We start from the raw sequence: 22,841 nt of genomic DNA, 5'->3' as shown, positions 1-22,841 counted from the left end.
GATGTGGTGGGCCTGATCCCGTGTCGGAGGTCACATCGCGCACCGGGAACCCTTCACGGCCGATCTTGATCGTGCGGCGGTCATGACAGAGGGTGCGGTCTCCATCTGTCGTTTTTTTCGCATGCCTTGGTGGGGTCGACGCGTATGCGTGCTCAAAGTCCACCGTCCTGGCTGAGGCGGAGACGCCCAGCCATGACGGAGTCACAACGACGGCGCCGCCGGCAAAGCCGCGTGGCGACCGTCCTTTTGTTGTCCTCGGCGCTGTTGGCGAGCAGCCTCGGCGCGGATGCCTGGGCGATACCCGGCCCCGGCATGACGCGTGAGGAGGTCAAGCTTCCCGAGCTGCCGGAGAGCACCGCGCTCCCGGCGGACGAGGAAGCCGAGAAGAACCTCACCACCGCGCCCGAGGTCCCCGTGACCCCGTACGCGCCGAGCGCCGTGACGCCGTGGGCGGGGGACACGGGTGTCGCCACGCTGACGCCGGACGCCACACCGGGCACGACGGTTCCCGTCGACGACCTGCCGATCGCCGTGGGCGTGCCCGAGGGCGGAGACCCGGCCGCGATCGACGGTCAATGGAAGGTCGACCTGGCCGCGCCGGCCGACTCCCAGACCGCGGGCGTCTCCGGCATGATCATGAAGGTCACGCCGCCGGCCGACGCCGACCCGGCCGCGCAGGTCGCGATCGCCGTCGACACCACCGGCTTCGCCGACCTCTACGGCCCGCAGGCCGCCGACCGCTTCGGCCTCGTCCTGCTGCCCAACTGCGTCATGGACGCGCCCGACACCGGCGACTGCGCCGACAGCGGTGTGACGACCATGGCGGGCAAGGCCGACAAGCAGCCCGAGCGGCTGCGCAGTTCGGTCGAGGTAGTGCCTGCCAAGGAGGCGCCGACCAGGACCACCGCCGCGAAGAAGTCCGCCACCCGGAAGATCCTCACCGGCTCCGTCCCGGTCTCCGGCCTGCTCGGCGGCAACACCGGCTCGACGACGTCCGGCGCCTCCGCGCGCACCGCGTCGTTCCGCAGCGGTGACGTCCTGCCGGTCGTGGACGCCTCCGGCCCGCAGGTCGTCGGCGCCATGGACACCGGCGCCTCCGCCTCCGGCGACTTCACCGCCTCCCCGCTGCTGTCCTCCGGCTCCTGGGCGGCGGGCTCCTCCTCCGGCGCGTTCACCTACTCGTACGACGTGCAGGTACCCGAGACCGCCGGCGGCCTCATGCCGAAGATCTCCCTCGGCTACTCCTCGCAGTCCGTCGACGGCCGCACCTCCGCCACCAACAACCAGGCCTCCTGGATCGGCGACGGCTGGGACTACAACCCGGGGTCCATCACCCGGACGTACGCCAACTGCCGTGAGGACTCCAAGAAGGAGGGCTCCAACAACAAGACGCACCGCACCGCGGACCTGTGCTGGGGCTCGGACAACGCCACCCTGTCGTTGGGCGGCATGACCACCGAGCTGGTCTGGGACAAGGACCAGGGCACGTGGCTCACCGCCAACGGCGACGGCTCGAAGGTGGAGCGGATCCAGGACGACACGTCCGGCAACGGCGCCTACAAGGGCGAGTACTGGAGGGTCACCACCCGCGACGGCACCAAGTACCACTTCGGCAAGCACAAGCTGCCGGGCTGGGGCTCCGGCCAGCCGGTCACCAACTCCGTGCTGACGGTGCCGGTGTACGGCAACCACGACGGCGAGGACTGCTACAAGGCCGGCGACTGGAAGGCCTCGGCCTGCACCCAGGGCTGGCGCTGGAACCTCGACTACGTCGAGGACGTCCACGGCAACGCCATGTCCCTGTGGTGGCAGAAGGACCAGAACTACTACGCGCGCAACTTCGACTTCAAGGCGCCGGTCGTCTACGACCGTGACGGCTGGCTCGACCACATCGACTACGGCCAGCGTGCGAACACCCTCTTCAGCGCGGTAGCCCCGGCCCGCGTCAACTTCACGGTCGCCGAGCGCTGCCTCGACGAAGCCTCGCTGACCTGCTCGGACACCAACTTCAAGGACAAGGACCCGGGCAAGTACCGCATCTGGTACGACACACCCGCCGACCTGAACTGCGAGGCCGTCACCAAGACCCAGACCAGGAAGTGCTGGAACGCCGGCCCGTCGTTCTGGAGCCGCAAGCGGCTGGTGCAGATCCAGACCTCGGCGCAGCGCCGTACCGACACCACCGCCCGTCAGGTGGTGGACCGGCACACGCTCACGCAGAACTTCCCGGTCCTGAAGACCGGCCCCAACACCGCGCTGTGGCTGGAGTCGATCCAGCGCACCGGCTACGCCCGCAACGGCAGCACGGACGAGAGCGCAACCCTCAACGCGGTGCGCTTCGAGTCCAACGCGGAGGACATGCCGAACCGGGTGATGCGCCCGAACGACCCGCGCCCCGGCTTCTCCCGGCTGCGCGTCGGCCGCGTCATCAACGAGTACGGCGGCGAGACCGTCGTCTCCTACAAGCCGGCCGCGGGCGACTGCGCCACCGGCACGGGCCTGCCGGGCAAGACGGACAAGGCGGCGCTGAAGGCGAACACCCGGCTGTGCTATCCGACCTTCTGGTCCCCGGACCCCGAGGTCGAGGACATCGACTGGTTCCACAAGTACGTGGTGGACACCATCGAGGAACTCCCCAACGTCGACGGCGCGTTCGCGACGAAGACGGCCTACGAGTACCAGAACCCGGGCTGGAAGCTCGCCGACGCGGAGTTCACGAAGAAGTCCACGCGGACCTACTCGCAGTTCGCCGGCGTCGAGCAGACCACGGTGATCACGGGCGCGGACAACGCCGACATCAGCTCCAAGCGGTCGAAGGCCGTCACCCGCTTCTTCCGCGGCATGGGCGACACCGTGTCGATGAAGGACATCACCGGCGCCGAGATCGCCAAGGACCGGGAGGCGTTCGCCGGCCGGATCGCCGAGGAGCTCGACTACGACGAGGCGGACGACGCCGACACCGACTGGGTCTCCCGCAGCGTCACCGTCCCGGCCGTCACCGAACTGGGCCACCGCAACCGCGACGACGGCCTGGACCCGCTGTACGCCTGGCGGGTGACCGAGCCCACGGAGATCGCGTACACCAAGTCCTCCGGCACTGACAGCGACGACACCCGCACCGAGCGGATCGTCAGGACCAACACCACCTACGAGTCGGTCTACGGTCTGCCCACCCTGGTGGAGTCCCTCGGGGACACCGGCAAGGCCGGTGACGAGTCCTGCACCAAGTCGGAGTACATCCACCAGACCGCGAAGCACCTGATCGGTCTGTCCAAGCAGGTTTTGGTCTCCCCGACCACCTGTGCGGCCGCCGACTTCACCGACCTCGGCACGCTCACCGGCGGCACTCGCACCGCCTACGACGGGCAGGGCTACGGGCTCGCCCTGGGCGCGGGCACGCTCGGCGAGGCCACCGAGTCGTGGTCGCTGAACGACGCCGGCACCGGCTGGCAGACCGGCGGCACCACCGAGTTCGACGACGTCGGCCGGGTCACCCGCATGACCGACATGGACTACAAGACCTCCGGCACCATCACCTACAAGCCGGCGATCGGACAGGTCTTCTCGATCGTCGAGACCAACGCCCTCGGACACGCCGAGACGACCGAGGTCGAACCGGGTCGTGGCACGACCCTGAAGACGACCGACGCCAACAACCACGTCACCCAGGCCGAGTTCGACCCGCTGGGCCGGCTGGCGAAGGCCTGGGCGGCCGACCGCACCCCCTCCGACTCGGCCGTGCCGGACTTCCGGGCCGTCTACACCATCCCGGAGTACAAGAAGGACGAGGAACGCAAGCCCTCGTACGTCACCACCTACACGCGCGGCTACGACAACCGCGTCGAGACCTCCGTCACCCTCTACGACGGCCTCGGCCGGGAGCGGCAGACGCAGGAGGAGGCGGACGGCGGCGGCTACCTCATCACCGACACGCTGTACAACAGCTCCGGCGAGGTGTGGCAGACCAACAACGCCTACCTGACGAACGAGGCCAAGCCGGGCGAGCTGTTCAGCCCGGTCAGCGACACGGTCGTCCCGAACATCACGCGCTACAGCTACGACGGTTCCGGCCGCGTGCTGGAGGAGACGCCGGTCCTCAAGGTCGCGGACCCGCTGACCGGCGAGTCCAAGTCGGAGCCGGTCCCGGCGCGGGCCACCCGCTACGAGTACGGCCTGGACTGGTCCAAGGTCGACAACCCGCAGGGCACCTCCGACTACCGGGTCTACACCGACGCCCTCGGGCGCACGAAGCGGGTGGACACGTTCAACGCGGACGCGCCCGGCGGCTTCACGTCGATGAAGTACGACTACGACACCCGCGGCCAGCTGGTGAAGGCGACCAACTCCGCCGACCCCACCCACCCGTGGTCGTGGACGTACGACAACCGCGGCCGTCAGAACACCGCCACCGACCCCGACACCGGCACCACCTCGACGTGGTACGACAAGTACGACCGCGTGCTGCACACCAAGAACGCCCGCGGCATCGAACTGTGGAACAACTACGACCTGCTGTCCCGGCCCACGGAACAGCACCTGAACACCGCGGACGGCCCGCTGCTGGCCGGCTTCACCTACGACCTGGCCCCCGGCGGCAAGGGCATGCCCTACACCGCCACCCGGTACACCGACAACGAGGCGTACACCCAGCAGGTCGACGGCTACACCAAGGACTACCAGCCGACCTCGACCACCCTGACCCTGCCGCAGTCCCTCAAGGACACGTGGGGCCTGGAGGCCTCGTACAAGTACTCCTACCAGTACAGCGACAACGGTGTGCTGGAGGAGTCCACGCTGCCGAAGATCGGCAAGCTCGACAGCGAGAAGCTCGTCGTCCGCTACAACAAGGACGGCAAGCCGCTCTCTGTCTCCGGCAAGGACTGGTACGGCTCCGAGACGGTCTACGACCCCTACGGCCAGGTGCTGCGCTCCACGCTCGGCGCCCAGCCCTACCGGGTGTGGACGCAGAACACCTTCGACGAGTCCAGCGGTGAGCTGAAGCAGCAGTCGGTGTTCCGGGAGAAGCCCGGGGACACCTCCCGGGTCGGTCAGAACCCGAACAATCCGTGGCTGGTCTCCGACCGGTCGTACACCTACGACCCGTCCGGCAACGTCACCTCCGTCAAGGAGGGCTCCCTCGGCATCGAGGAGCGGCAGTGCTTCGCCTATGACCCGCTGGGTCAGCTGAAGTCGGCCTGGACCTCCAAGGACCAGAGCGCCTGCACGGCGCCGAAGAACAGCGACGGCACGCTCAACGTGGCCGCCGGAAAGGACAACTCCGGCTACTGGCAGGAGTACGAGTACGACCTGCTCGGCAACCGCAAGAAGCTGACCGAGAAGGACCTCACCGGCAACACCGGCAAGGACGCGACGACCGGCTACGCCTACGGCAAGGCCGACGGCACCCAGCCGCACACGCTGGCCAAGGTGTCCAAGACCTACACCACGCCGGCCGGCGCGCAGGTCAAGGCGGAGGCGGAGCGGCTGTACGAGCTCACCGGCGAGACCAAGTCCGTCACCTCCGTCGAGAACGGCGACAAGCAGTCGCTGTCCTGGACTCCCGACGGCCAGATCGACCGCATCACCGGCGCGGGCGCCGGCGGCAAGACCCCGTACGTGGGCCTCGCCGACAAGTGCCTGGACCTCAAGAGCGGCCTCGCGGTCGCCGCGACGGCGATCCAGCTGTACTCCTGCAACGCCTCCCCGGCGCAGAACTGGCGCTTCACCCCGTCACCGGGCGCGACGCAGACCGACCCCAACCGGGGCACGCTGAACGTCTACGACAACTGGTGCGTCCAGCCGGCCGGCAACACGGCCGGGTCCGCGATCCAGCTGCAGAAGTGCGACGGCTCGGCGAACCAGGAGCTGAAGCGGACCACCTCCGGTCAGCTCGTCCACCCCGCCTCGGGGGGGCTGTGCCTGGCGGTCAAGGACGCCAACTCGGCGAACGCGACCCCGGTCGTGCTCGCCGCCTGTGACGCCACTAAGGCCGAGCAGCAGTGGGCGCCGCAGAACGACACCCGTCACATCTACGGCCCCGACGGCTCCCGCCTGCTGACGATCAAGGGCAAGCAGGCCACGCTGTACCTGGGCGAGGCCGAGGTCACCGTCCAGAAGGGCGGCATCCTGGTCAACACCCAGCGCACCTACTCCGCCCCCGGCGGCGCGGTCATGCGCTACGCCTACGGCAACGGCGGCGAGTCCCTGGTCGCGCTGACGGCCGACCACCAGGGCAGCACCTACGCCGAGATCGCCATGAGCGGCGAGATGCCGGTGCGGATCCGCAAGCAGGATCCCTTCGGCAACCAGCGCGGCACCGACACGGCCGGCGCCAACCTGCAGGCGCACACCGGGTTCCTCGGCGCTGTCGAGGACGACGCCTCCGGCTACCAGCCGCTGGGCGCCCGCCTCTACGACCCGGTCGTGGGACGTTTCCTGTCCGCCGACCCGGTGGTGGACCTGAACGACGCCCTGCAGTCCAACGGGTACGCCTACGCCCACAACAACCCGGTGACGATGTCCGACCCGACGGGTCTGGCCATCTCGCTGACCGCTTCCGAGCGGGCCGCGGCCCTCGCGGGCGCGGGACTGTCGGCGGCGCAGGTCGCGCAGGCGCAGTCGATGATGGGCAAGTCCATGACCTCGGTGATCCTGGCCGTGGCGTGGGAGACGCTGAAGGACTTCATCGGCATCAACGACGCGATGGCGTGCTTCGGCGGCGACATGTGGTCCTGCATCGGCATCGCGGTCGACGCGATCCCGTGGACCAAGCTCGGCAAGATCCCGTCCGTCATCAAGGCCGTGAAGCGCACGATCAAGGCGATCGAGTCGTTCAAGGCGGCCAAGAAAGCGGCCCAGCTGGTCCTGAAGGCCGCGAAGGCGGCCGAGGCGGCAGCGCTGAGAGCGAAGAAACTCGCGATCGAGCGAGCCAAGAAGCTGGCGGCGCAGCGAGCCAAGAAGAAGGCGGCCGAAGCAGCCAAACGAACAGCCGACAGGGCGGCGGCCGCCGCCAGGAAGACCGGCAACCGCGTCCAGAAGCAGGCCCAGGCCAAGGCAGCGCCGAAGGTGTCGTCCCACGGCGGCGGCGGAAAGGGCGGCGGCTCGAAGTCGGGCGGCGGCAAGCCCGGCGGTTCGTCCGGCGGCTCTTCCAAGAGCAAGGGCGGATCCAGCGGCAGCGGCGGCTCGGGCAAGGCCGAGGGCGGCGGCGGGGGCGGGGGCGGAGGGACGTGCAACAGCTTCGTCCCCGGCACCAAGGTCCTCATGGCCGACGGCTCCACCAAGCCGATCGAGAAGGTCAAGGCCGGCGACAAGGTCCTGGCGACCGACCCGAAGACCGGGGAGACCCGCGTCGAGACGGTCACGGCCGAGATCAAGGGCCAGGGCCTGAAGCACCTGGTCAAGGTCACGATCGACGTCGACGGCAAGGCCGGCTCGAAGACGGCCCAGGTCACCGCGACCGACGGCCACCCCTTCTGGGTCCCCGAGCTGCACGCGTGGCTGAAGGCGACCGATCTGCGCACCGGCCAGTGGCTGCAGACCAGCACCGGCACGTACGTCCAGATCGACTCGATCCAGCGCTGGACGGCGCAGGCCGCGACGGTCCACAACCTGACGGTCTCCGACGTCCACACGTATTACGCGCTCGCGGGTGCGACGCCGGTCCTGGTGCACAACAGCGGTGGCAATGATCCGCATGTCTGCGAGATCACGGGCGAGCCGTCGGACGAGTTGCTCGACCATGCCGACGCCAACGTGGGCGCCACCAACGTGGCGGCCCAGGTCTTCACGGCCGACGGGCAGCACTCCGCCCTCGGTATCAGCACGAACAGGAACTTCGGGGACCTCACCCCGAACGTGCAGGATGCCGTGATGGCGACCCAGCACCACGGCGGTTGCGGAGAGATCGGCGCGCTGTGCGATCTCGAGGAGCGTGGTCTGCCGATCGGAGGCGCCAGGTCGCAGGCTGTCGACGTCCGGGGCGGATCCGAGGGGTATGGATGGGATCGCCATGGAGCCCATCGGGAGATGTGCGGCTACTGCCGGAAGCTCTTCACGCACCTGCTGGGCGTCAATCACTAGTCCGCCATTGCTGAAAGGAGCGTCCGGGTGAAACCGACAGCCGAGTCCGTCCGGTTCCTCAACGAGGAGGTTCGTGCCCCTCGTGGACTTCGCGAGGTCCCTTCGATCGACTTCCCGTCCGAGACGGGAGCACTGATCGAACTTCTCTCGGAGGAGTGGGAGGGCTGCGTCCTTCCCTGCTACGGGGGGAACTACTACGGATGGACCCGGATCTCGGTCTCCCGGGGCGGCTGGACCTCGTCCCCCGAGGGGGACGAGTTCATCCGCATCGCGGAGAACCACGACGCTCCCTGCGCGATCGTTCTGCGTCGCGACGGCAGGGTCGGGGTCTCCTGGAGCGGCGAGTACACGGACATGTTCGCCGGCTTCACGGAATTCGTGGAGACGGTGGCCCTGTGGTCGACGCTGCGGGGCTGGACAGCCCTGGAGAGTCACGGTCTCCGGTACTCCGCCGCCGTGGAGTTCGTCTCCCGCGGGAGGACCCGCCCTGAGACGGGCGGGAGCCTCACCCGATGGACGCGCTTCGACGACGCGGTCGTCCTGGAGGAGCCGTTCCTGACCGGCGACCCCGACCGCCCGCCACGGGTCCATGTCGTGGTGGCGGACCCGGGGCTGCTGGCCGGCTCCGACTTCGTCAAGTCCTTGCCGTATCCGATCTCCTCGACCCTCGGCCAGGGGTTCCCCGAACTCCCGTCCCGCTGGGTCTGACACCAGCTCCTGAACGCATGACCCGACGGGCCGGTCTCGAAGGGTGATGGGGAAGCCCTGCCGAATCGCTTTCGGCAGGGCTTCCCGCCTTTCCGGTGTGGCCGTGGCGCCACAGCCACTGGCGCCACAGTCACGAGCGCGGTCAGCGGGACTTTCTTGCGCGCAGGCGATGCGTCAGCCAGATGCCCAGGCCGATCAGCGGCAGCACGACGGCGGCCGGGATGAGCACGCCCGCCCCTCCGACCAGCAGGAAGCCGATCAGCGCCTCACCGACCGACGGGTCGTCCTCGCCGCCCAACTGTTCCTCCTTGCGCCCGTGTTCCCGATGCAGGCATCCCGGAGGACGCGTGCGTGCCAGGAGCCGGTTCCGACGCGGCCGGGTCCACCCTGGCCTGGAAGCACTCCTTCCTGCCGCCCGTCGCGGGCACGAAGCAGGCCTGGACGACCGCTCCCGTGCGGGTCGTCGCCATGAGGGTGTGGACGTAGGTGTCGGCGTCGGTGCGGGTCCGCACCCGGGCGAGGTGGCCGCGCACTTCGACCTCGTCGCCGATCCGCGTGCCCCACATCCGTACCCACGTGGCCCCGCACATGCTGCTGTACCGCAGTTGCACCGAAGCTCCGGTGGCGGTGACGTGCTCCGCCAGGGTTTCGGGCGAGGGACCGCAACGCATCAGCAGCGGGTCCTTGCCCTCGCAGGCGGCGCCCCGGCAGAGCGGTCCGGTCGCGGACGCCGACGGCGATGCCGACGGTCCTGCCGTCTCGCTTCCGTGCGGGAGGAGGAGAAGGGTCAGTACGACCGCCCCGAACACCAGGGCGGACACCGACACCAGGACCGCCACGGCCGTCGCTCCGCGCTGACCGGGGGCGGCCGTGGCGCCTTCGGGGGACGAGGGAGGTTCCGTGCTTGTGCTTGTGCTTGTGGTCGTCCGAGTCGGGTCCTTTGGTGGGTCGTCGCTCCACTCCGACTGCGCGAGGTCCCGCAGTGCCAGGTAGCGGCCGGCCGGTTCGCCGGCGAGCCTGCACAGCTCCTGGACCGCCGGGCGCGGGGGCAGCGTCCTGCCGTTGAGATAACGCTCCCAGGACGACTTGCTGAACGTGGTCTTCGCCGCGAGCCCGGCCAGGCTCAGACCGGTGCGTTCCTTCAACTCCCTCAGCCCGGCGGCCAGTCGGGCGCTCTCCGGTGACGGATCGGGCCTGGTCATCCGCGGAGAGCCTTCCAGGTGAGCGGTCCGATGATGCCGTCGTCCTCCAGACCCGACCGCTTCTGCATGGCCTTGACCGCTCGCCGGGTCAGCGGACCGAACATGCCGTCGATGCCCCCCGGCGAGATGCCCGCCCGGCGCAGCAGACACTGTGCCTCGGCCACGTCGGGACCGCTGTTGCCGGTGGCGAGCTCGGTGTCCTGGGTGCGGCTGATGCCCGCGTACCAGAGCCCGCCGACCTGCTCGATGCGGCACCGGTACGCGGGACCCGACGAGGACGCCCCGGCGGCAGACGGACCCGGGGGAGCGACCGCATGGTCGCCGTCGTGGTCGAGCCGCATGATCAGGAGCACCGCGGTGCAGACGGCCAGTACCAGGGCCAGCACTCCCGCGACGAGCGCGATGTGCAGCGAGCGCCCGGGAGCGAGCGCGCTCGCGGCCCCCTCCTGCGTACCCCCCTCCTGCGTACCCACCCCCTGCGCCGCCGGGGCCGCCGAGGCCGCCCGCGCCGACGCGGTCGCCTGTGCGGCGTTCCACGTCTCGGCCGCGACCTCGTGCAACGCGAGCAGCCGCACGGGATCGACGCCGCCGATCCGGGCCAGCTTCTCCACGGCCTCCCGGGGCGGCAGCGACCGGCCGCCCAGATACCGTTCCCACGACTTCTGGCTGTACCCCGTCTTGGCCGCCAGCTGGCGCATGCTCAGCTCGCTGCGATCCGTCAGCCCGCGTAACTCCGTCACCAACTGCCGCACACGCGGATCGAGTTCGGCGGACAGCGCTTTGCGGCGCGCCATGTTCCCCCCAGATGCGGTCATGGACCGTGGTCAGCGGCCCCCCGCTGCGTCGCATTCTGCATGAGCAGCGCACCGTCTGTACAAGGTCTGTCACAGCCGTCCCGCCGCATCGTCCCGACCGCCCGCGTCCGCGCAGGTCAGCGGGCGGGACGTCCCAAGAAGCCGTCACTTCCCCGGCAGCCGTGGCGGCCCGGGCCGAGGGGGCCGCACCGTGGTGTCGTCACCGGCTCGCCGACCGGGCCACGACACCCGACCCACGACCGAAAGAGGAACGCATGCGACCGAACGTCCTCGCCAGGACCCTCGTCGGAATCACCGCCGTCGCCGGCCTCGCCGTCGGCTCCCTGGCGACCGCGGGCACCAGCTTCGCGGCGTCCGCGCCGGCCCCGCAGGCAGCGGTGAGCGCGCAGTCCGCCTCCCTGCTGGCGACGCAGAACTTCGGCCTCACCAGCGCCGAGGCCAAGAACGTCCAGCGCTGGCTGGCGGCCAACTGGAACTACACCGACGGCATCGACGGGCAGCTGGGCACCAACAGCTGGAAGGCGTTCCAGCGTTGCCTGAAGACCTACTGGGGCTACACCGGCGCGATCGACGGCGACCCCGGCACCAACACCATCAAGGCGCTGCAGCGCCTGCTGAAGGACAGCTACGGCTACACCGGCGCGATCGACGGCATCGCCGGGTCGGGCACCCGGGCCGCGTTCAAGCGGTTCGCCGCCTGACGGCAGCCTGCCTGACGTCCGCCTGACGTCCGCGCGAACGACTGCGGCCCCGTCCTCCCCGGGGGAGGAGGACGGGGCCGCGGTGCGTCGTGGCGTCGTACCGGCCGGCTCAGAGCCTTCCGGGCGTCAGAGCTTCTCGGGCGTCCGGATGCCCAGCAGGGCCATGCCCAGGTGGAGCGTGCGGCCCGTCAGGTCGACCAGGAACAGCCGGTTCTCGACGACCTCCGGCGCGTTGTCGGGCGACAGCACGTGGCACTGGTCGTAGAACGTCGTCAGGTGCGAGGCCAGCTGGTAGAGGTACGCCGCCAGCTTGTGCGGCGCGTACTCCGCCGCGACCTCCGCCACCAGCTCGCCGAACTGGTCCAGGTGCAGGCCCAACGCCCGCTCCGCCGGGGCCAGTTCGAGCTCCGGGTGGGCGGCCGGCCGGGCTTCGCCCGCCTTGCGCAGGATCGACTGGATACGGGCGTACGCGTACTGGAGGTACACGGACGTGTCGCCGTTCAGCGAGACCATCTGGTCCAGGTCGAACTTGTAGTCGCGGACCGCGGACGTCGACAGGTCGGCGTACTTCACCGCGCCGATGCCCACGTACCGGCCGTTCTCGACGACCTCCTCGTCCGTCAGCCCGACCTTCTCGCGCTTCTCGCCGACGACGGCCGTCGCCCGGTCCACCGCCTCGTCGAGGAGGTCGACCAGCTTCACCGTCTCGCCCTCACGGGTCTTGAACGGCTTGCCGTCCTTGCCCAGGACCGTGCCGAACGCCAACTGGTGCGCCTTGACGTCCTCGTTCAGCCAGCCCGCCCTGCGCGCCGTCTCGAAGACCATCCTGAAGTGCAGCGACTGACGGGCGTCCACGACATAGAGCAGCGTGTCCGCCTTGATGTCGAAGACACGGTCGCGGATCGCCGACAGGTCCGTCGCCGCGTAGCCGTAGCCGCCGTCCGACTTCTGCACGATCAGCGGGACCGGGTTGCCGTCCGGGCCCTTGACGTCCTCGAAGAAGACGCAGAGCGCGCCCTCCGAGCGGACCGCCACACCCGACTCCTCCAGGAGCCGGCAGGTCTCCGCCAGCATGTCGTTGTAACCCGACTCGCCGACGATGTCCGGGTCCCGGATCTCCATGTCCAGCTTCTCGAAGACCGAGAAGAAGTAGATCTTCGACTCGTCGACGAACTTCTGCCAGGTCGCGAGCGTGTGCGGGTCGCCCGCCTGGAGGTCGACCACCCGGCGACGGGCCCGCGTCTTGAACTCCTCGTCGGAGTCGAACAGCTTGCGGGCCGTCTTGTAGAGGCGGTCGAGGTTCGACATCGCCTCCTCGCCGCTGACCTGGGACTCCTTGTGGTCCAGCTCGTGCGGGTGCTCGTCCAGGTACTGGATGAGCATGCCGAACTGGGTGCCCCAGTCGCCGATGTGGTGACGGCGCACGACCGTCTCGCCGGTGAACTCCAGGATCTGCACCACCGCGTCGCCGATGACCGCCGACCGCAGGTGACCGACGTGCATCTCCTTCGCCACGTTCGGCTGGGCGTAGTCGATGACGGTGGTGCCCGGGTGCTCGGCCCGCGGGACGCCCAGGCGGTCCGCGTCCGCGTACCGCGCGGCCAGGTTCTCGGTGATCGCCCGGTCGGTGATCGTCACGTTCAGGAAGCCGGGGCCCGAGACCTCGATCTCCTTGATCACGTCACCGGTGACGACCTGCGCCACCACCTGCGTCGCCAGCTCCCGCGGGTTGGCCTTCGCCTTCTTCGCGAGGGCCAGGATGCCGTTGGCCTGGAAGTCGGCCCGGTCGCTTCGTCGCAGCAGCGGGTCGGCGGCGCCGGCCTCCGGCAGGGCTGCCGTGAGGGCCGTCGCGAGACGCTGGTGGACCGAAGCGGTGAGGGACGTGACCGGGGCCATAGGAGTGGGTGCCGTTCTCCTGGTGGGGATGGATAGACACAGCCAGTATCCCATGGGGGGTAAAGCGGTTTTCCCGGGCGCGGGGCCGTCTGGGAGAATGACGCCGTCAGCAAGCCTTCCGAGCAACTCAGAACAAGAGGACGTGCCGATCGTGGCTCAGAGCACCGAGACCACCGACTGGGTCTCCCGTTTCGCGGATGAGGTCATCGAGGAGTCGGAGCGCCGAGCCCCCGGCACTGTGACATCGGTCGCCACCGCTCCGGTCGTGGTCGTGGCCTCCGGGCTCTCGCCCTCCGGGCCGATCCACCTGGGCAACCTGCGCGAGGTCATGACCCCGCACCTCGTCGCCGACGAGATCCGCCGCCGCGGGCGCCAGGTCCGCCACCTGATCTCCTGGGACGACTACGACCGGTTCCGGAAGGTGCCGGCCGGCGTCGCGGGCGTCGACTCGTCGTGGGCCGAGCACATCGGCAAGCCGCTGACCTCCGTCCCGGCCCCGGCCGGGTCGACGTACCCGAACTGGGCCGAGCACTTCAAGGCCGCCATGGTCGAGGCGCTCGCCGAGCTCGGCGTGGAGTTCGACGGGATCAGCCAGACCGCCCAGTACACCGCCGGCGTCTACCGCGAGCAGATCCTGCACGCCATCAGGCACCGCGCCGACATCGACGCGATCCTCGACCAGTACCGCACCAAGAAGGCCCCGGCGAAGCAGAAGCAGCAGAAGCCCGTCGACGAGGCCGAGCTGGAGGCCGCCGAGGGGTCCGGCGCGGCCGGCGAGGACGACGGCTCCTCCGGTGCCGGGTCCGTGGGGTACTTCCCGTACAAGCCGTACTGCGGCAACTGCGACAAGGACCTGACCACGGTCACCTCCTACGACGACGACACGACCGAGCTCACGTACTCCTGCACCGCGTGCGGCTTCTCCGAGACCGTCCGGCTCAACGAGTTCAACCGCGGCAAGCTGGTCTGGAAGGTCGACTGGCCCATGCGCTGGGCCTACGAGGGCGTCGTGTTCGAGCCCTCCGGCGTCGACCACTCGTCGCCCGGGTCCTCGTTCCAGGTCGGCGGGCAGATCGTCGGGATCTTCGGCGGCAAGCAGCCCATCGGGCCCATGTACGCCTTCGTGGGGATCAGCGGCATGGCGAAGATGTCGTCCTCCCGCGGTGGCGTGCCCACCCCCGGCGACGCCCTGAAGATCATGGAGCCGCAGCTCCTGCGCTGGCTGTACGCCCGCCGCCGCCCCAACCAGTCCTTCAAGATCGCCTTCGACCAGGAGATCCAGCGCCTCTACGACGAGTGGGACAAGCTCGACGGCAAGGTCGCCGACGGCTCCGCTCTCCCGGCCGACGTCGCCGGGCACTCGCGTGCGGTGCGCACGGCCGGCGGCGACCTGCCGCGCACGGCGCGACCGCTGCCGTACCGGACGCTGGCCTCCGTCGCCGACATCACCGCCGGGCACCAGGACCAGGCGCTGCGCATCCTCAGCGAGCTCGACCCCGAGAACCCGATCGGCTCCCTCGACGAGGCCCGGCCGCGGTACGACAAGGCCGAGGCGTGGATCAACAACCACGTCCCCGCCGACCAGCGCACCATCGTGCGCGAGGAGCCGGACGCCGAACTGCTGAAGTCCCTCGACGAGGCCTCCCAGCAGTCGCTGCGGCTGCTGCTCGACGGCCTCGCCGAGCACTGGTCGCTGGACGGCCTCACGCACCTCGTCTACGGCGTCCCCAAGGTGCAGGCCGGGTTCTCCGCCGATGCCACGCCCAAGGAACTCCCGCCGGAGATCAAGACCGCCCAGCGGACGTTCTTCGCGCTGCTGTACCACCTGCTGGTGGGGCGTGACACGGGACCGCGGCTGCCCACGCTGCTCCTCGCGGTCGGGCAGGAGCGGGTGCGGGCCCTGCTCGGGGAGTAAGCGGCAGTGGAGAAGGGGCCCTCGTTCCGAGGGCCCCTTCTTCCTGTCTCAGGCGATGTGGTCTTCCTGCAGCTCCGCCGTGTGGCGGTTGGTGAAGCGGTTGACCATGCGGTCGGCTTCGCGCTGCGGGATCGTTACGCCGAACGTCGCTTCCACGTCGTCCCTGAGCTGGCCCGAGGTGGGGTAGCTGCCGTCGATCGACTTCTTGAAGACCATGTAGTAGTCCTCCTCGGTCGGCTCCGGGGAGCCGCCGCCCTCACCGAGTTCGCGGCTGCGGCCCGGGACCACCGGGATCGGGAACGAACCCGTCTCCTCCGGAGAGGGCTCCTGGGCCGGGGGCTCCTCCTGGTACTGGTCCGTGTACTGCTCGGCGTCCCGCTGCTCCTCGTACCAGTCGGCGTACTGCTCCGCGGGGTCGTACGTGGGGTCGTAGCCGCCCTGGTACTGCACCTCGTGCGGCGACTGGAACCAGGGACTCTGGTCGTCCTCGGGCTGCACGGGCGGCTGCTGGCCGAACTGCTGCGGCTGCCGGCCCTGGTCCTGGGGCCGGCCCTGGTCCTGGGGCCGGCCCTGGGCCTGCGGCTGCGCCTGTTGTTGCTGCGCCGGGGCCGCCGCCAGCTCCTGCAGCCCCTGCTGGGGCGTCAGTGCCGGCGCCTGGGTCTGCGTCTGGGTCTGGGTCTGGGGCGGCTGCGCCTGGGTCGGCATCGGGGGCAGCAGGACCGGTTCTATGCCTGCCGCCGCCAGGCCCGCCGGGGCCGTCTCCGCCAGGGGGACGCCGTAACGGGCCAGGCGCAGGGGCATCAGGGACTCCACCGGAGCCTTACGACGCCACGCCCGGCCGAAACGGGAATGCAGTCTCGCCCGGTAGACGAGACGTTCCTGCTCCAGCTTGATCACCTGGTCGTAGGAGCGCAGCTCCCACAGCTTCATCCGACGCCACAGCAGGAACGTGGGCACCGGGGCGAGCAGCCAGCGCGTGAGGCGCACGCCCTCCATGTGCTTGTCCGCCGTGATGTCCGCGATCCGGCCGATCGCATGCCGCGCCGCCTCCACCGCGACGACGAACAGGATCGGGATCACCGCGTGCATGCCCGTGCCCAGCGGGTCCGGCCAGGCCGCCGCGCCGTTGAACGCGATCGTCGCCGCCGTCAGCAGCCACGCCGTCTGACGCAGCAGCGGGAAGGGGATGCGGATCCACGTCAGCAGCAGGTCCAGGGCCAGCAGGACGCAGATGCCCGCGTCGATGCCGATCGGGAACACGTAGGAGAAGTTCCCGAAGCCCTTCTTCAGAGCCAGCTCACGGACCGCCGCGTACGAACCGGCGAAGCCGATGCCGGCGATGATCACGGCGCCGGTCACCACCACGCCGATGAGAACGCGGTGCATCCGGGTCAGCTGTATTGGCGCGGACACCCGTACTCCCCTCCCCTTGCGTGTTCTTGCGCGCAACAGGGTGGCACATGTGTGCGGCGCACGCGTTGCCGGTCCGTCAGCTCTTCGCCGAGGCGGACGCCTTCGGAGCCGCCGCGGCCGCCTTCGTCGCCGCCGCCGACGCCGATGCGGACGGCGACTTGGACGGCGACGGCTTCGCCGTCGGGGAGGCCGCCTTCGAGCCCGACCCGGAGGGGGACGGGGCGGCCGGGCTCGACGGCGCCGTACCCGAACTCCCGCCGCTTCCCTCGCCGTTGGCCGACTGCACCGCGGCCACCGACTCCTTCACCGCCTTCTCCGCCGACCTCGCCAACGTGTCCGCGCTCGGCGTCTTGTCACCCGCCAGACCGGCCCCGTTGTAGTCCAGCGTGACGACGACGTTCTCCACCCGCGCCACGACCGTCTGCTGCTTGAAAGCGCCTTCCGACTTCTTCAGGTCGTAGCGCACCAGCGTCGCCTCGTCGCCCGTGCCGGCCACCGGCGTCGCCTTCGTGTTCTTCGCGCCCGCCACCGCCTGCGCGTCCTTGACCTGCTTCGCGTAGTACGTCTTCGCCTGCGACGCGCCGTCGCCGGTCGTCGCGTCCGACTCGAAACGCAACAGGGACACGTTCAGCCAGCGGAACTGCGAGCCCTTCACACCGTTGTTGGCCAGACTCGACCAGGAACAGCTCGCCCGCGCACCCGTGTCGCTGGACGTCCCCTCCTTGCCCTTGGCCGCCCCCTTCGGCACCAGCTCCGTCAGCGTCTTCTTCGACAGCACCGCACACGCCTCGGGCAGCGTCTTGTACGCCGCCGCCTGCACGGTCGGCGCGGCACTCGACGCCGAGTCACCCGAACCGGAGCCGGTGGAGGCGCTCGTGTCCTGAGCGTCCTTGCCGGCGTCGGAGCCGGAGTCCGAGGAGCAGCCCGCGGCGATCAGCATCACCGGGACGGCCACCGCGGCGGCCAGGAGGCGGTTCAGCCCTCCGGCACGCATCACGCGCTCGTCACGCTGCTCACACTGGTCAAACTGGCCGTCACGCTGGGCTCGTCGCTGCATGGTTCCTTCACTCATGACGCTCGTGGTTCCTGCGGTCGGATCGGGTCCGAGGGGCCACGGTACGCGGTGAAGACTCTGTGCGGTTCCGCTTCAAAGCCTTTACGGGGGCGCGGCGGGCGGGGCCGAAGTGGCCTCAACCGGCCAGGGAGTCGGACAGCTGTGCGGCCAGTTTCCGGGCCTTGTCCTGCATTTCCGTGCTGTCCGGGGCCACGCCCACGGTCGCCGGCTGCTCCTCGTACTCGATCGTCACGATGACGTTCGACGTGCGGAACGCCACAGTCACCGTGCGCTGCTTGGCCGTCGAACCGGAACTGTTGAGCGCGTCGTCGACGAACGCCTCGTCGCCCAGGTCGTCCAGGAGCCGGGGCTGGAGCTCCACGGGCGGGACGGTGGAGGAGGGGGAGGCGGATCCGGAGGCGGAGAGGGAGGGCGAGGCGGAGGCGGAGACAGAAGGGGAGGGGGAGAGGGTGGCCGTCGCCGAGGGGCCGGCGCTCGTGGACGGCAGGGGCGCCGGCAGGTCGGCGGCGGCTACCTGCTTCGCGAAGAGGGCCTCCGCCTGGCTGTCGTCGCTGACGGCGTTGTCGTAGGAGACGACACGCTCGAAGTCGACGAAGAGGTGGTCGGTGGCGTCCGACGACTGCACCTTCCAGCGGCAGCCCACCTTGCGGTCCGTGTCGTACGTCAGCGTCGCCTCGCCCGCGTAGGCCGCCGTGCGCTGGGTCTCGTCGGTGAGCTGCTTGATGCCGGGGAGGAGGGAGTCGAGCGTGTTCCGGCTGACGACGCCGCAGGCCTCCGGGAGCGTGGCGTACTTGCCCGGCTGGGCGGCGGGGGTGGACGTGCCGGCCTGGCCCGGGTTGGAGTTGTCCGTCGAGCCGCCCTCGTCCGAGCCGCCGGTGCAGCCGGCCAGCAGCGCCGCGAGGAGCACGACGACGCCGGGTACGTAGGCCTTCCGCTGCACGGTCGGCTCCTCTCGACTGTGATGAACGGTGATGAACGGCGGTGAACGGCGGTGAGCGGTGGCTCTGAGGTGTGGGTGTCCCAGTGTCCCCGCTGGTTAATCGCTTGCCGGGCAGGGGTGGCCCCTGCAGACAATGTGTATCGCACGCAACACCGTGGATGCCGGTCCATCGTCCCTTTTCACTGACCTTGGCCCTGGTTTTGCGATCTATGACTTCTGTTTGCTTCCGGGGGAATGAGGACGAAATGTCGTACGTGGAAATGCCGGGCGCGAAGGTACCCATCCGCATGTGGACCGACCCGACGTCGGTCGAGGAGGGCGCACTGCAGCAGCTCCGCAACGTCGCCACCCTCCCGTGGATCAAGGGCCTGGCGGTCATGCCGGACGTCCACTACGGGAAGGGCGCGACGGTCGGCTCGGTCATCGCGATGCAGGGCGCTGTGTGTCCTGCGGCGGTGGGGGTGGACATCGGCTGCGGGATGTCGGCGGTCAAGACGTCATTGACGGCGAACGACCTGCCCGGCGACCTGTCCCGGCTGCGATCGAAGATCGAGCAGGCCATTCCGGTGGGGCGGGGGATGCATGGCGACCCCGTCGATCCGGGCGGGTTCCATGGGCTGGCCACAGCGGGGTGGGACGACTTCTGGGGGCGGTTCGACGGCGTTGCCGATTCGGTCAAATTCCGCCAGGAACGTGCCACAAAGCAGATGGGAACGCTCGGAAGTGGAAACCACTTTGTTGAAGTGTGCACGGATACGACCGGAGTCGTCTGGCTGATGCTGCACTCCGGTTCCCGGAACATCGGCAAGGAACTGGCGGAGCACCACATCGGCATAGCCCAGAAGCTGCCGCACAACCAGGGCCTGGTCGACCGGGACCTCGCCGTCTTCATCGCGGAAACCCCGCAGATGGCGGCGTACCGCAACGACCTGTTCTGGGCGCAGGAGTACGCGAAGTACAACCGCACGCTCATGATGGCGCTCCTGAAGGACGTGATCCGCAAGGAGTTCCGGAAGGCGAAGCCGACCTTCGAGCCGGAGATCAGCGCGCATCACAACTACGTTGCCGAGGAGCGCTACGACGGGATGGACCTGCTCGTGACCCGCAAGGGCGCGATCCGGGCCGGTTCCGGCGAGTACGGGATCATCCCGGGGTCCATGGGCACCGGTTCCTACATCGTGAAGGGCCTCGGCAACGAGAAGGCCTTCAACTCGGCGTCCCACGGCGCGGGTCGGCGCATGAGCCGCAACGCGGCCAAGCGTCGCTTCTCGGCGAAGGACCTGGAGGAGCAGACGCGGGGCGTGGAGTGCCGTAAGGACTCCGGCGTCGTGGACGAGATCCCGGCTGCCTACAAGCCGATCGAGCAGGTCATCGATCAGCAGCGGGACCTGGTGGAGGTCGTGGCGAAGTTGAAGCAGGTCGTGTGCGTGAAGGGCTAGTGACGGCTGAGGGGCGCGGGGCTGGGGCGGCTATTTCGCGTGGCGGACCGCGTAGATCATCACGAACGCGATGACGTGGATGCCGAAGAGGAAGTACGCCAGGAAGACCCACATGTGGCGTTCGTTCTTCGTCTCCTGGACCAGGCGGGCCTGTTCGAGCGACTTCGCCCGCTCGTCGGCCTCGTCGCGCTTGTCCGCCTCGTTCTTCTCGTTCTTCTCGTTCTTCTCGTGCTGCTCGGGCATCACAGCTCCCGGTGGACCTTCGTGTTCGACGCCTGGGCGCGGGGGCGCAGGACGAGGAGGTCGACGTTGACGTGGCTGGGGCGGGTCACCGCCCAGGTGATCGTGTCCGCCACGTCGTCGGCCGTCAGGGGTTCGGCCACGCCCTCGTACACCTTCGTCGCCTTCTCCGCGTCGCCGCCGAAGCGGGTGAGGGCGAACTCGTCGGTCTTGACCATGCCGGGGGCGATCTCGATGACGCGGACCGGCTGGCCGACGATCTCCAGGCGGAGGGTCTCGGCGAGGACGTGCGCGCCGTGCTTGGCGGCGACGTAGCCCCCGCCGCCCTCGTACGTGCCGTGGCCGGCGGTCGAGGAGATGACGACGACCGTGCCGTCGCCGCTCGCCACCAGCTTCGGGAGCAGGGCCTGGGTGACGTTGAGGGTGCCGAGGACGTTCGTCTCGTACATCGTGCGCCAGTCGGCCGGGTCGCCGGTGGCCACCGGGTCGGCCCCGAGCGCGCCGCCCGCGTTGTTGACCAGCACGCCGATGGTCTTGAAGGCCGTCGCGAACTCGTCGACCGCCGCCCGGTCCGTCACGTCCAGCTGGTACGCCGTCGCCGACCGGCCCGCCGCGTTGATCTCCTCCGCGAGCGCCTCGATGCGGTCCTTGCGGCGGGCGGTGAGGACGACCCGGTAGCCGGCCGCGGCGAGCCGGCGGGCGGTGGCGGCGCCGATTCCGCTGCTCGCACCGGTGACGACGGCGATGCGGGACGCGGCGGACGGTGCGGCGGTGGCCATGGGGTGCTCCTCGGGGCGGTTTCGGACGGCTGGCTGCCGCCAAGCGTAGGTGACGTCAGGAGGCGGACCGCCTGCCTTTTCGATGGGCGGACGGTTTGGCGGGGTGGGACGATGGGAGAGGTGATCCTCCTGTTCTGCGGAGGTCGATCATGGGACAGGCACGAGAGGTCATGGACCGGCTCACCGAGGCGGTCACCACCCACGCGGAACCCCGGCGCTTCGCCGAGCTGTACGCGGAGGACGCGGTCGCCGTCACCCCCGACGCGGGGGAGATCCACGGGCGCGACGACATCGCCGAGTACTGGCGGCAGATGACGGAGATGGTTCCCGACGGCAGGTTCGAGTCGGTGCACTCCTACGAGATCGGTAACACGGCCATCGACGAAGGGTTCTTCAGCGGCCGTAACACGGGACCGATCCAGCTGCCCACCGGGGAGTCGCTGCCCGCGACGCAGAAGGAGGTCAGGATTCGCGGGGTGGACCTCGCCACCGTCGACGCGGACGGACGGATCGTCGAGTACCGGCTCTACTTCGACGAGATGGAGTTCATGGGGCAGCTGGGGCTGCTGCCGGACGAGCCCTCCTGAGACGTCCTGCCCAGTGACCGTCATCCCCCGCCGGCCGCCGCCAGCCCCCTGTCAGCCGCCGTTTCTCGGCGCCCACATGATCACGGCCATGCCGGCGAGGCAGATCAGCGCGCCTGTCACGTCCCAGCGGTCCGGGCGGTAGCCGTCCGCGACCATGCCCCACAGGATCGACCCGGCCACGAAGATCCCGCCGTACGCGGCGAGGATGCGGCCGAAGTGGGCGTCGGACTGGAACGTGGCGACGAAGCCGTACGCGCCGAGGGCGAGGACGCCCCCGGCCGTCCACAGCCAGCCGCGGTGTTCGCGCACGCCCTGCCAGACCAGCCACGCGCCGCCGATCTCGAAGAGCGCGGCGACGACGAAGAGGACGGCGGAGCGGAGGATGAGCATGGCCGCAGCTTCGCACGGCGGTGCGCTGTCACCTGTTGGAGGGCGCCTGCGGGGCGCCTCGCGTGGGATACATCCGGGGGATACGTCGCTGCGGCACGGTGAGTGAGGAGTGGTGGCATGCGCAGGATGCGGGGTCTCGCGGTGTGGGGTGCCGTACTGGCGGTGGGGACGGGGATCTCGCCCGCGCGGGCCGAGGGGGCGGCGGGCGGTGCGCTCGCGGGCGGTGCGGCGACCGAGGCGGATCTGTCGTATCACGGCTTCGCCGTGATGGACGGCCCTCGGGTCGACGTACGTTTGACGCCGCGCAACCACGGTCCCGGGGACGTCGCCGACGCGACGGTGCGGCTGCGCTGGTCGGTGCCGTTGGCGGCGGGGGAGCCGCGATTGCCGGCGGGGTGTGCGCGGACGGGTCGGCAGGAGGTGGTGTGCCGGACGGGGGCGTTGGCCGCGGACGGGCTGGGGGAGCAGATCGCGTTGCGGGTGTGGCTGCGGGGGCGGCCGGCGGAGGTGACGATGGCCGTGGACACGCTGTGGGGCGGTGGCGCGGTGGACCGTAACCGGTCCAATGACCGGCAGCAGGTGCTCGTGCTGGACACGGGGGACGCGTACTTCTTCTGATGTCCTTGCTGTCCCTGAGTACGATCTCGGCACACGGCGCTGAC

The 22,841-nt window shown here is 69.7% G+C and carries 17 protein-coding genes; 7 read left to right on the top strand and 10 right to left on the bottom strand.

Translation table 11 applies throughout. The features are described 5' to 3' along the window. Nucleotides 1-312: 312 nt before the first annotated feature. Both ACIBAF_RS36425 and ACIBAF_RS36420 read left to right on the top strand, forming a co-directional pair. On the top strand, nucleotides 313-8,079 hold the full coding sequence (locus ACIBAF_RS36425; RefSeq protein WP_399468853.1) for a polymorphic toxin-type HINT domain-containing protein: 7,767 nt from the start codon (nucleotides 313-315) through the stop codon (nucleotides 8,077-8,079). A gap of 27 nt (nucleotides 8,080-8,106) precedes the next feature. Continuing rightward, nucleotides 8,107-8,787, top strand: a complete 681-nt coding sequence (locus ACIBAF_RS36420) for a hypothetical protein (protein ID WP_399468777.1) — start codon at nucleotides 8,107-8,109, stop codon at nucleotides 8,785-8,787. Nucleotides 8,788-8,929: 142 nt separating this feature from the next. On the opposite strand, the gene ACIBAF_RS36415 is transcribed toward ACIBAF_RS36420, so the two are convergent. Genes ACIBAF_RS36415 through ACIBAF_RS36405 form a run of 3 tightly spaced genes read right to left on the bottom strand, consistent with a single transcriptional unit; the run spans nucleotide 8,930 to nucleotide 10,783 of the window. Next, nucleotides 8,930-9,085 carry a hypothetical protein gene (locus ACIBAF_RS36415; protein WP_399468775.1) on the bottom strand — a complete coding sequence of 52 codons (156 nt, stop codon included), beginning with the start codon at nucleotides 9,083-9,085 and terminating at the stop codon, nucleotides 8,930-8,932. Continuing rightward, nucleotides 9,054-9,989: a helix-turn-helix domain-containing protein gene (locus ACIBAF_RS36410; RefSeq protein ID WP_399468772.1), complete on the bottom strand. Its 936-nt coding sequence runs from the start codon at nucleotides 9,987-9,989 to the stop codon at nucleotides 9,054-9,056. Before ACIBAF_RS36410 ends, ACIBAF_RS36415 begins: the two co-directional genes overlap by 32 nt. Then, nucleotides 9,986-10,783, bottom strand: coding sequence for a peptidoglycan-binding protein (locus tag ACIBAF_RS36405; RefSeq protein WP_399468770.1), 798 nt, complete (start codon nucleotides 10,781-10,783; stop codon nucleotides 9,986-9,988). The genes ACIBAF_RS36410 and ACIBAF_RS36405 overlap by 4 nt, the downstream gene beginning before the upstream one ends. A 275-nt stretch (nucleotides 10,784-11,058) precedes the next feature. Here ACIBAF_RS36405 and ACIBAF_RS36400 point away from each other — a divergent pair, with 275 nt between their 5' ends. Continuing rightward, nucleotides 11,059-11,505, top strand: coding sequence for a peptidoglycan-binding protein (locus tag ACIBAF_RS36400; RefSeq protein WP_399468768.1), 447 nt, complete (start codon nucleotides 11,059-11,061; stop codon nucleotides 11,503-11,505). A 126-nt stretch (nucleotides 11,506-11,631) separates the two neighbouring features. Here the strand turns inward: ACIBAF_RS36400 and argS are convergent, their stop codons facing one another. Next, complete coding sequence (gene argS, locus ACIBAF_RS36395) at nucleotides 11,632-13,401, bottom strand: arginine--tRNA ligase (protein WP_399468766.1); 1,770 nt, start codon at nucleotides 13,399-13,401, stop codon at nucleotides 11,632-11,634. A gap of 142 nt (nucleotides 13,402-13,543) precedes the next feature. Between argS and lysS the strand changes: the two genes are divergently transcribed. After that, nucleotides 13,544-15,316 (top strand): lysine--tRNA ligase, encoded by a 1,773-nt coding sequence (gene lysS, locus ACIBAF_RS36390; RefSeq protein ID WP_399468764.1) that lies wholly within the window; start codon nucleotides 13,544-13,546, stop codon nucleotides 15,314-15,316. A gap of 48 nt (nucleotides 15,317-15,364) precedes the next feature. Here the strand turns inward: lysS and ACIBAF_RS36385 are convergent, their stop codons facing one another. From ACIBAF_RS36385 to ACIBAF_RS36375, 3 genes are all read right to left on the bottom strand, one after another. Next, nucleotides 15,365-16,729 (bottom strand): DUF2637 domain-containing protein, encoded by a 1,365-nt coding sequence (locus tag ACIBAF_RS36385; protein WP_399468762.1) that lies wholly within the window; start codon nucleotides 16,727-16,729, stop codon nucleotides 15,365-15,367. A gap of 76 nt (nucleotides 16,730-16,805) precedes the next feature. Continuing rightward, nucleotides 16,806-17,801: a DUF3558 domain-containing protein gene (locus ACIBAF_RS36380; protein WP_399468760.1), complete on the bottom strand. Its 996-nt coding sequence runs from the start codon at nucleotides 17,799-17,801 to the stop codon at nucleotides 16,806-16,808. Nucleotides 17,802-17,919: 118 nt separating this feature from the next. After that, nucleotides 17,920-18,744 carry a DUF3558 domain-containing protein gene (locus ACIBAF_RS36375; RefSeq protein WP_399468758.1) on the bottom strand — a complete coding sequence of 275 codons (825 nt, stop codon included), beginning with the start codon at nucleotides 18,742-18,744 and terminating at the stop codon, nucleotides 17,920-17,922. 245 nt (nucleotides 18,745-18,989) lie between these two features. Here ACIBAF_RS36375 and ACIBAF_RS36370 point away from each other — a divergent pair, with 245 nt between their 5' ends. Further along, a complete protein-coding gene (locus ACIBAF_RS36370) occupies nucleotides 18,990-20,183 on the top strand; it encodes an RtcB family protein (protein ID WP_399468756.1) in 1,194 nt (397 codons plus the stop codon). 30 nt (nucleotides 20,184-20,213) lie between these two features. Here ACIBAF_RS36370 and ACIBAF_RS36365 read toward each other — a convergent pair whose 3' ends face one another. Continuing rightward, nucleotides 20,214-20,429, bottom strand: a complete 216-nt coding sequence (locus ACIBAF_RS36365) for a hypothetical protein (protein ID WP_399468754.1) — start codon at nucleotides 20,427-20,429, stop codon at nucleotides 20,214-20,216. Then, nucleotides 20,426-21,202: an SDR family NAD(P)-dependent oxidoreductase gene (locus ACIBAF_RS36360; protein ID WP_399468752.1), complete on the bottom strand. Its 777-nt coding sequence runs from the start codon at nucleotides 21,200-21,202 to the stop codon at nucleotides 20,426-20,428. Before ACIBAF_RS36360 ends, ACIBAF_RS36365 begins: the two co-directional genes overlap by 4 nt. A 149-nt stretch (nucleotides 21,203-21,351) precedes the next feature. Between ACIBAF_RS36360 and ACIBAF_RS36355 the strand changes: the two genes are divergently transcribed. Continuing rightward, nucleotides 21,352-21,789 (top strand): ester cyclase, encoded by a 438-nt coding sequence (locus ACIBAF_RS36355; protein ID WP_399468750.1) that lies wholly within the window; start codon nucleotides 21,352-21,354, stop codon nucleotides 21,787-21,789. 51 nt (nucleotides 21,790-21,840) lie between these two features. Here the strand turns inward: ACIBAF_RS36355 and ACIBAF_RS36350 are convergent, their stop codons facing one another. Next, nucleotides 21,841-22,179: a YnfA family protein gene (locus ACIBAF_RS36350; protein ID WP_399468747.1), complete on the bottom strand. Its 339-nt coding sequence runs from the start codon at nucleotides 22,177-22,179 to the stop codon at nucleotides 21,841-21,843. Nucleotides 22,180-22,296: 117 nt separating this feature from the next. Between ACIBAF_RS36350 and ACIBAF_RS36345 the strand changes: the two genes are divergently transcribed. Continuing rightward, nucleotides 22,297-22,797, top strand: a complete 501-nt coding sequence (locus tag ACIBAF_RS36345; RefSeq protein WP_399468745.1) for a hypothetical protein — start codon at nucleotides 22,297-22,299, stop codon at nucleotides 22,795-22,797. Nucleotides 22,798-22,841: the final 44 nt, after the last annotated feature.

The sequence above is a fragment of the Streptomyces sp. NPDC051677 genome, assembly GCF_044453465.1.
Lineage (GTDB): Bacteria > Actinomycetota > Actinomycetes > Streptomycetales > Streptomycetaceae > Streptomyces.
This window is presented reverse-complemented; position numbering and strand designations above follow the sequence as displayed.

Excerpts from the sequence above, each read along its gene's own strand:
- ACIBAF_RS36370 (WP_399468756.1), top strand. The coding sequence starts at position 18,990 with ATGTCGTACGTGGAAATGCCGGGCGCGAAGGTACCCATCCGCATGTGG.
- ACIBAF_RS36355 (WP_399468750.1), top strand. The coding sequence starts at position 21,352 with ATGGGACAGGCACGAGAGGTCATGGACCGGCTCACCGAGGCGGTCACC.
- ACIBAF_RS36345 (WP_399468745.1), top strand. The coding sequence starts at position 22,297 with ATGCGCAGGATGCGGGGTCTCGCGGTGTGGGGTGCCGTACTGGCGGTG.
- ACIBAF_RS36410 (WP_399468772.1), bottom strand. The coding sequence starts at position 9,989 with ATGACCAGGCCCGATCCGTCACCGGAGAGCGCCCGACTGGCCGCCGGG.
- ACIBAF_RS36405 (WP_399468770.1), bottom strand. The coding sequence starts at position 10,783 with ATGGCGCGCCGCAAAGCGCTGTCCGCCGAACTCGATCCGCGTGTGCGG.
- ACIBAF_RS36400 (WP_399468768.1), top strand. The coding sequence starts at position 11,059 with ATGCGACCGAACGTCCTCGCCAGGACCCTCGTCGGAATCACCGCCGTC.
- ACIBAF_RS36425 (WP_399468853.1), top strand. The coding sequence starts at position 313 with ATGACGCGTGAGGAGGTCAAGCTTCCCGAGCTGCCGGAGAGCACCGCG.
- ACIBAF_RS36360 (WP_399468752.1), bottom strand. The coding sequence starts at position 21,202 with ATGGCCACCGCCGCACCGTCCGCCGCGTCCCGCATCGCCGTCGTCACC.
- argS (WP_399468766.1), bottom strand. The coding sequence starts at position 13,401 with ATGGCCCCGGTCACGTCCCTCACCGCTTCGGTCCACCAGCGTCTCGCG.
- ACIBAF_RS36380 (WP_399468760.1), bottom strand. The coding sequence starts at position 17,801 with ATGAGTGAAGGAACCATGCAGCGACGAGCCCAGCGTGACGGCCAGTTT.
- ACIBAF_RS36350 (WP_399468747.1), bottom strand. The coding sequence starts at position 22,179 with ATGCTCATCCTCCGCTCCGCCGTCCTCTTCGTCGTCGCCGCGCTCTTC.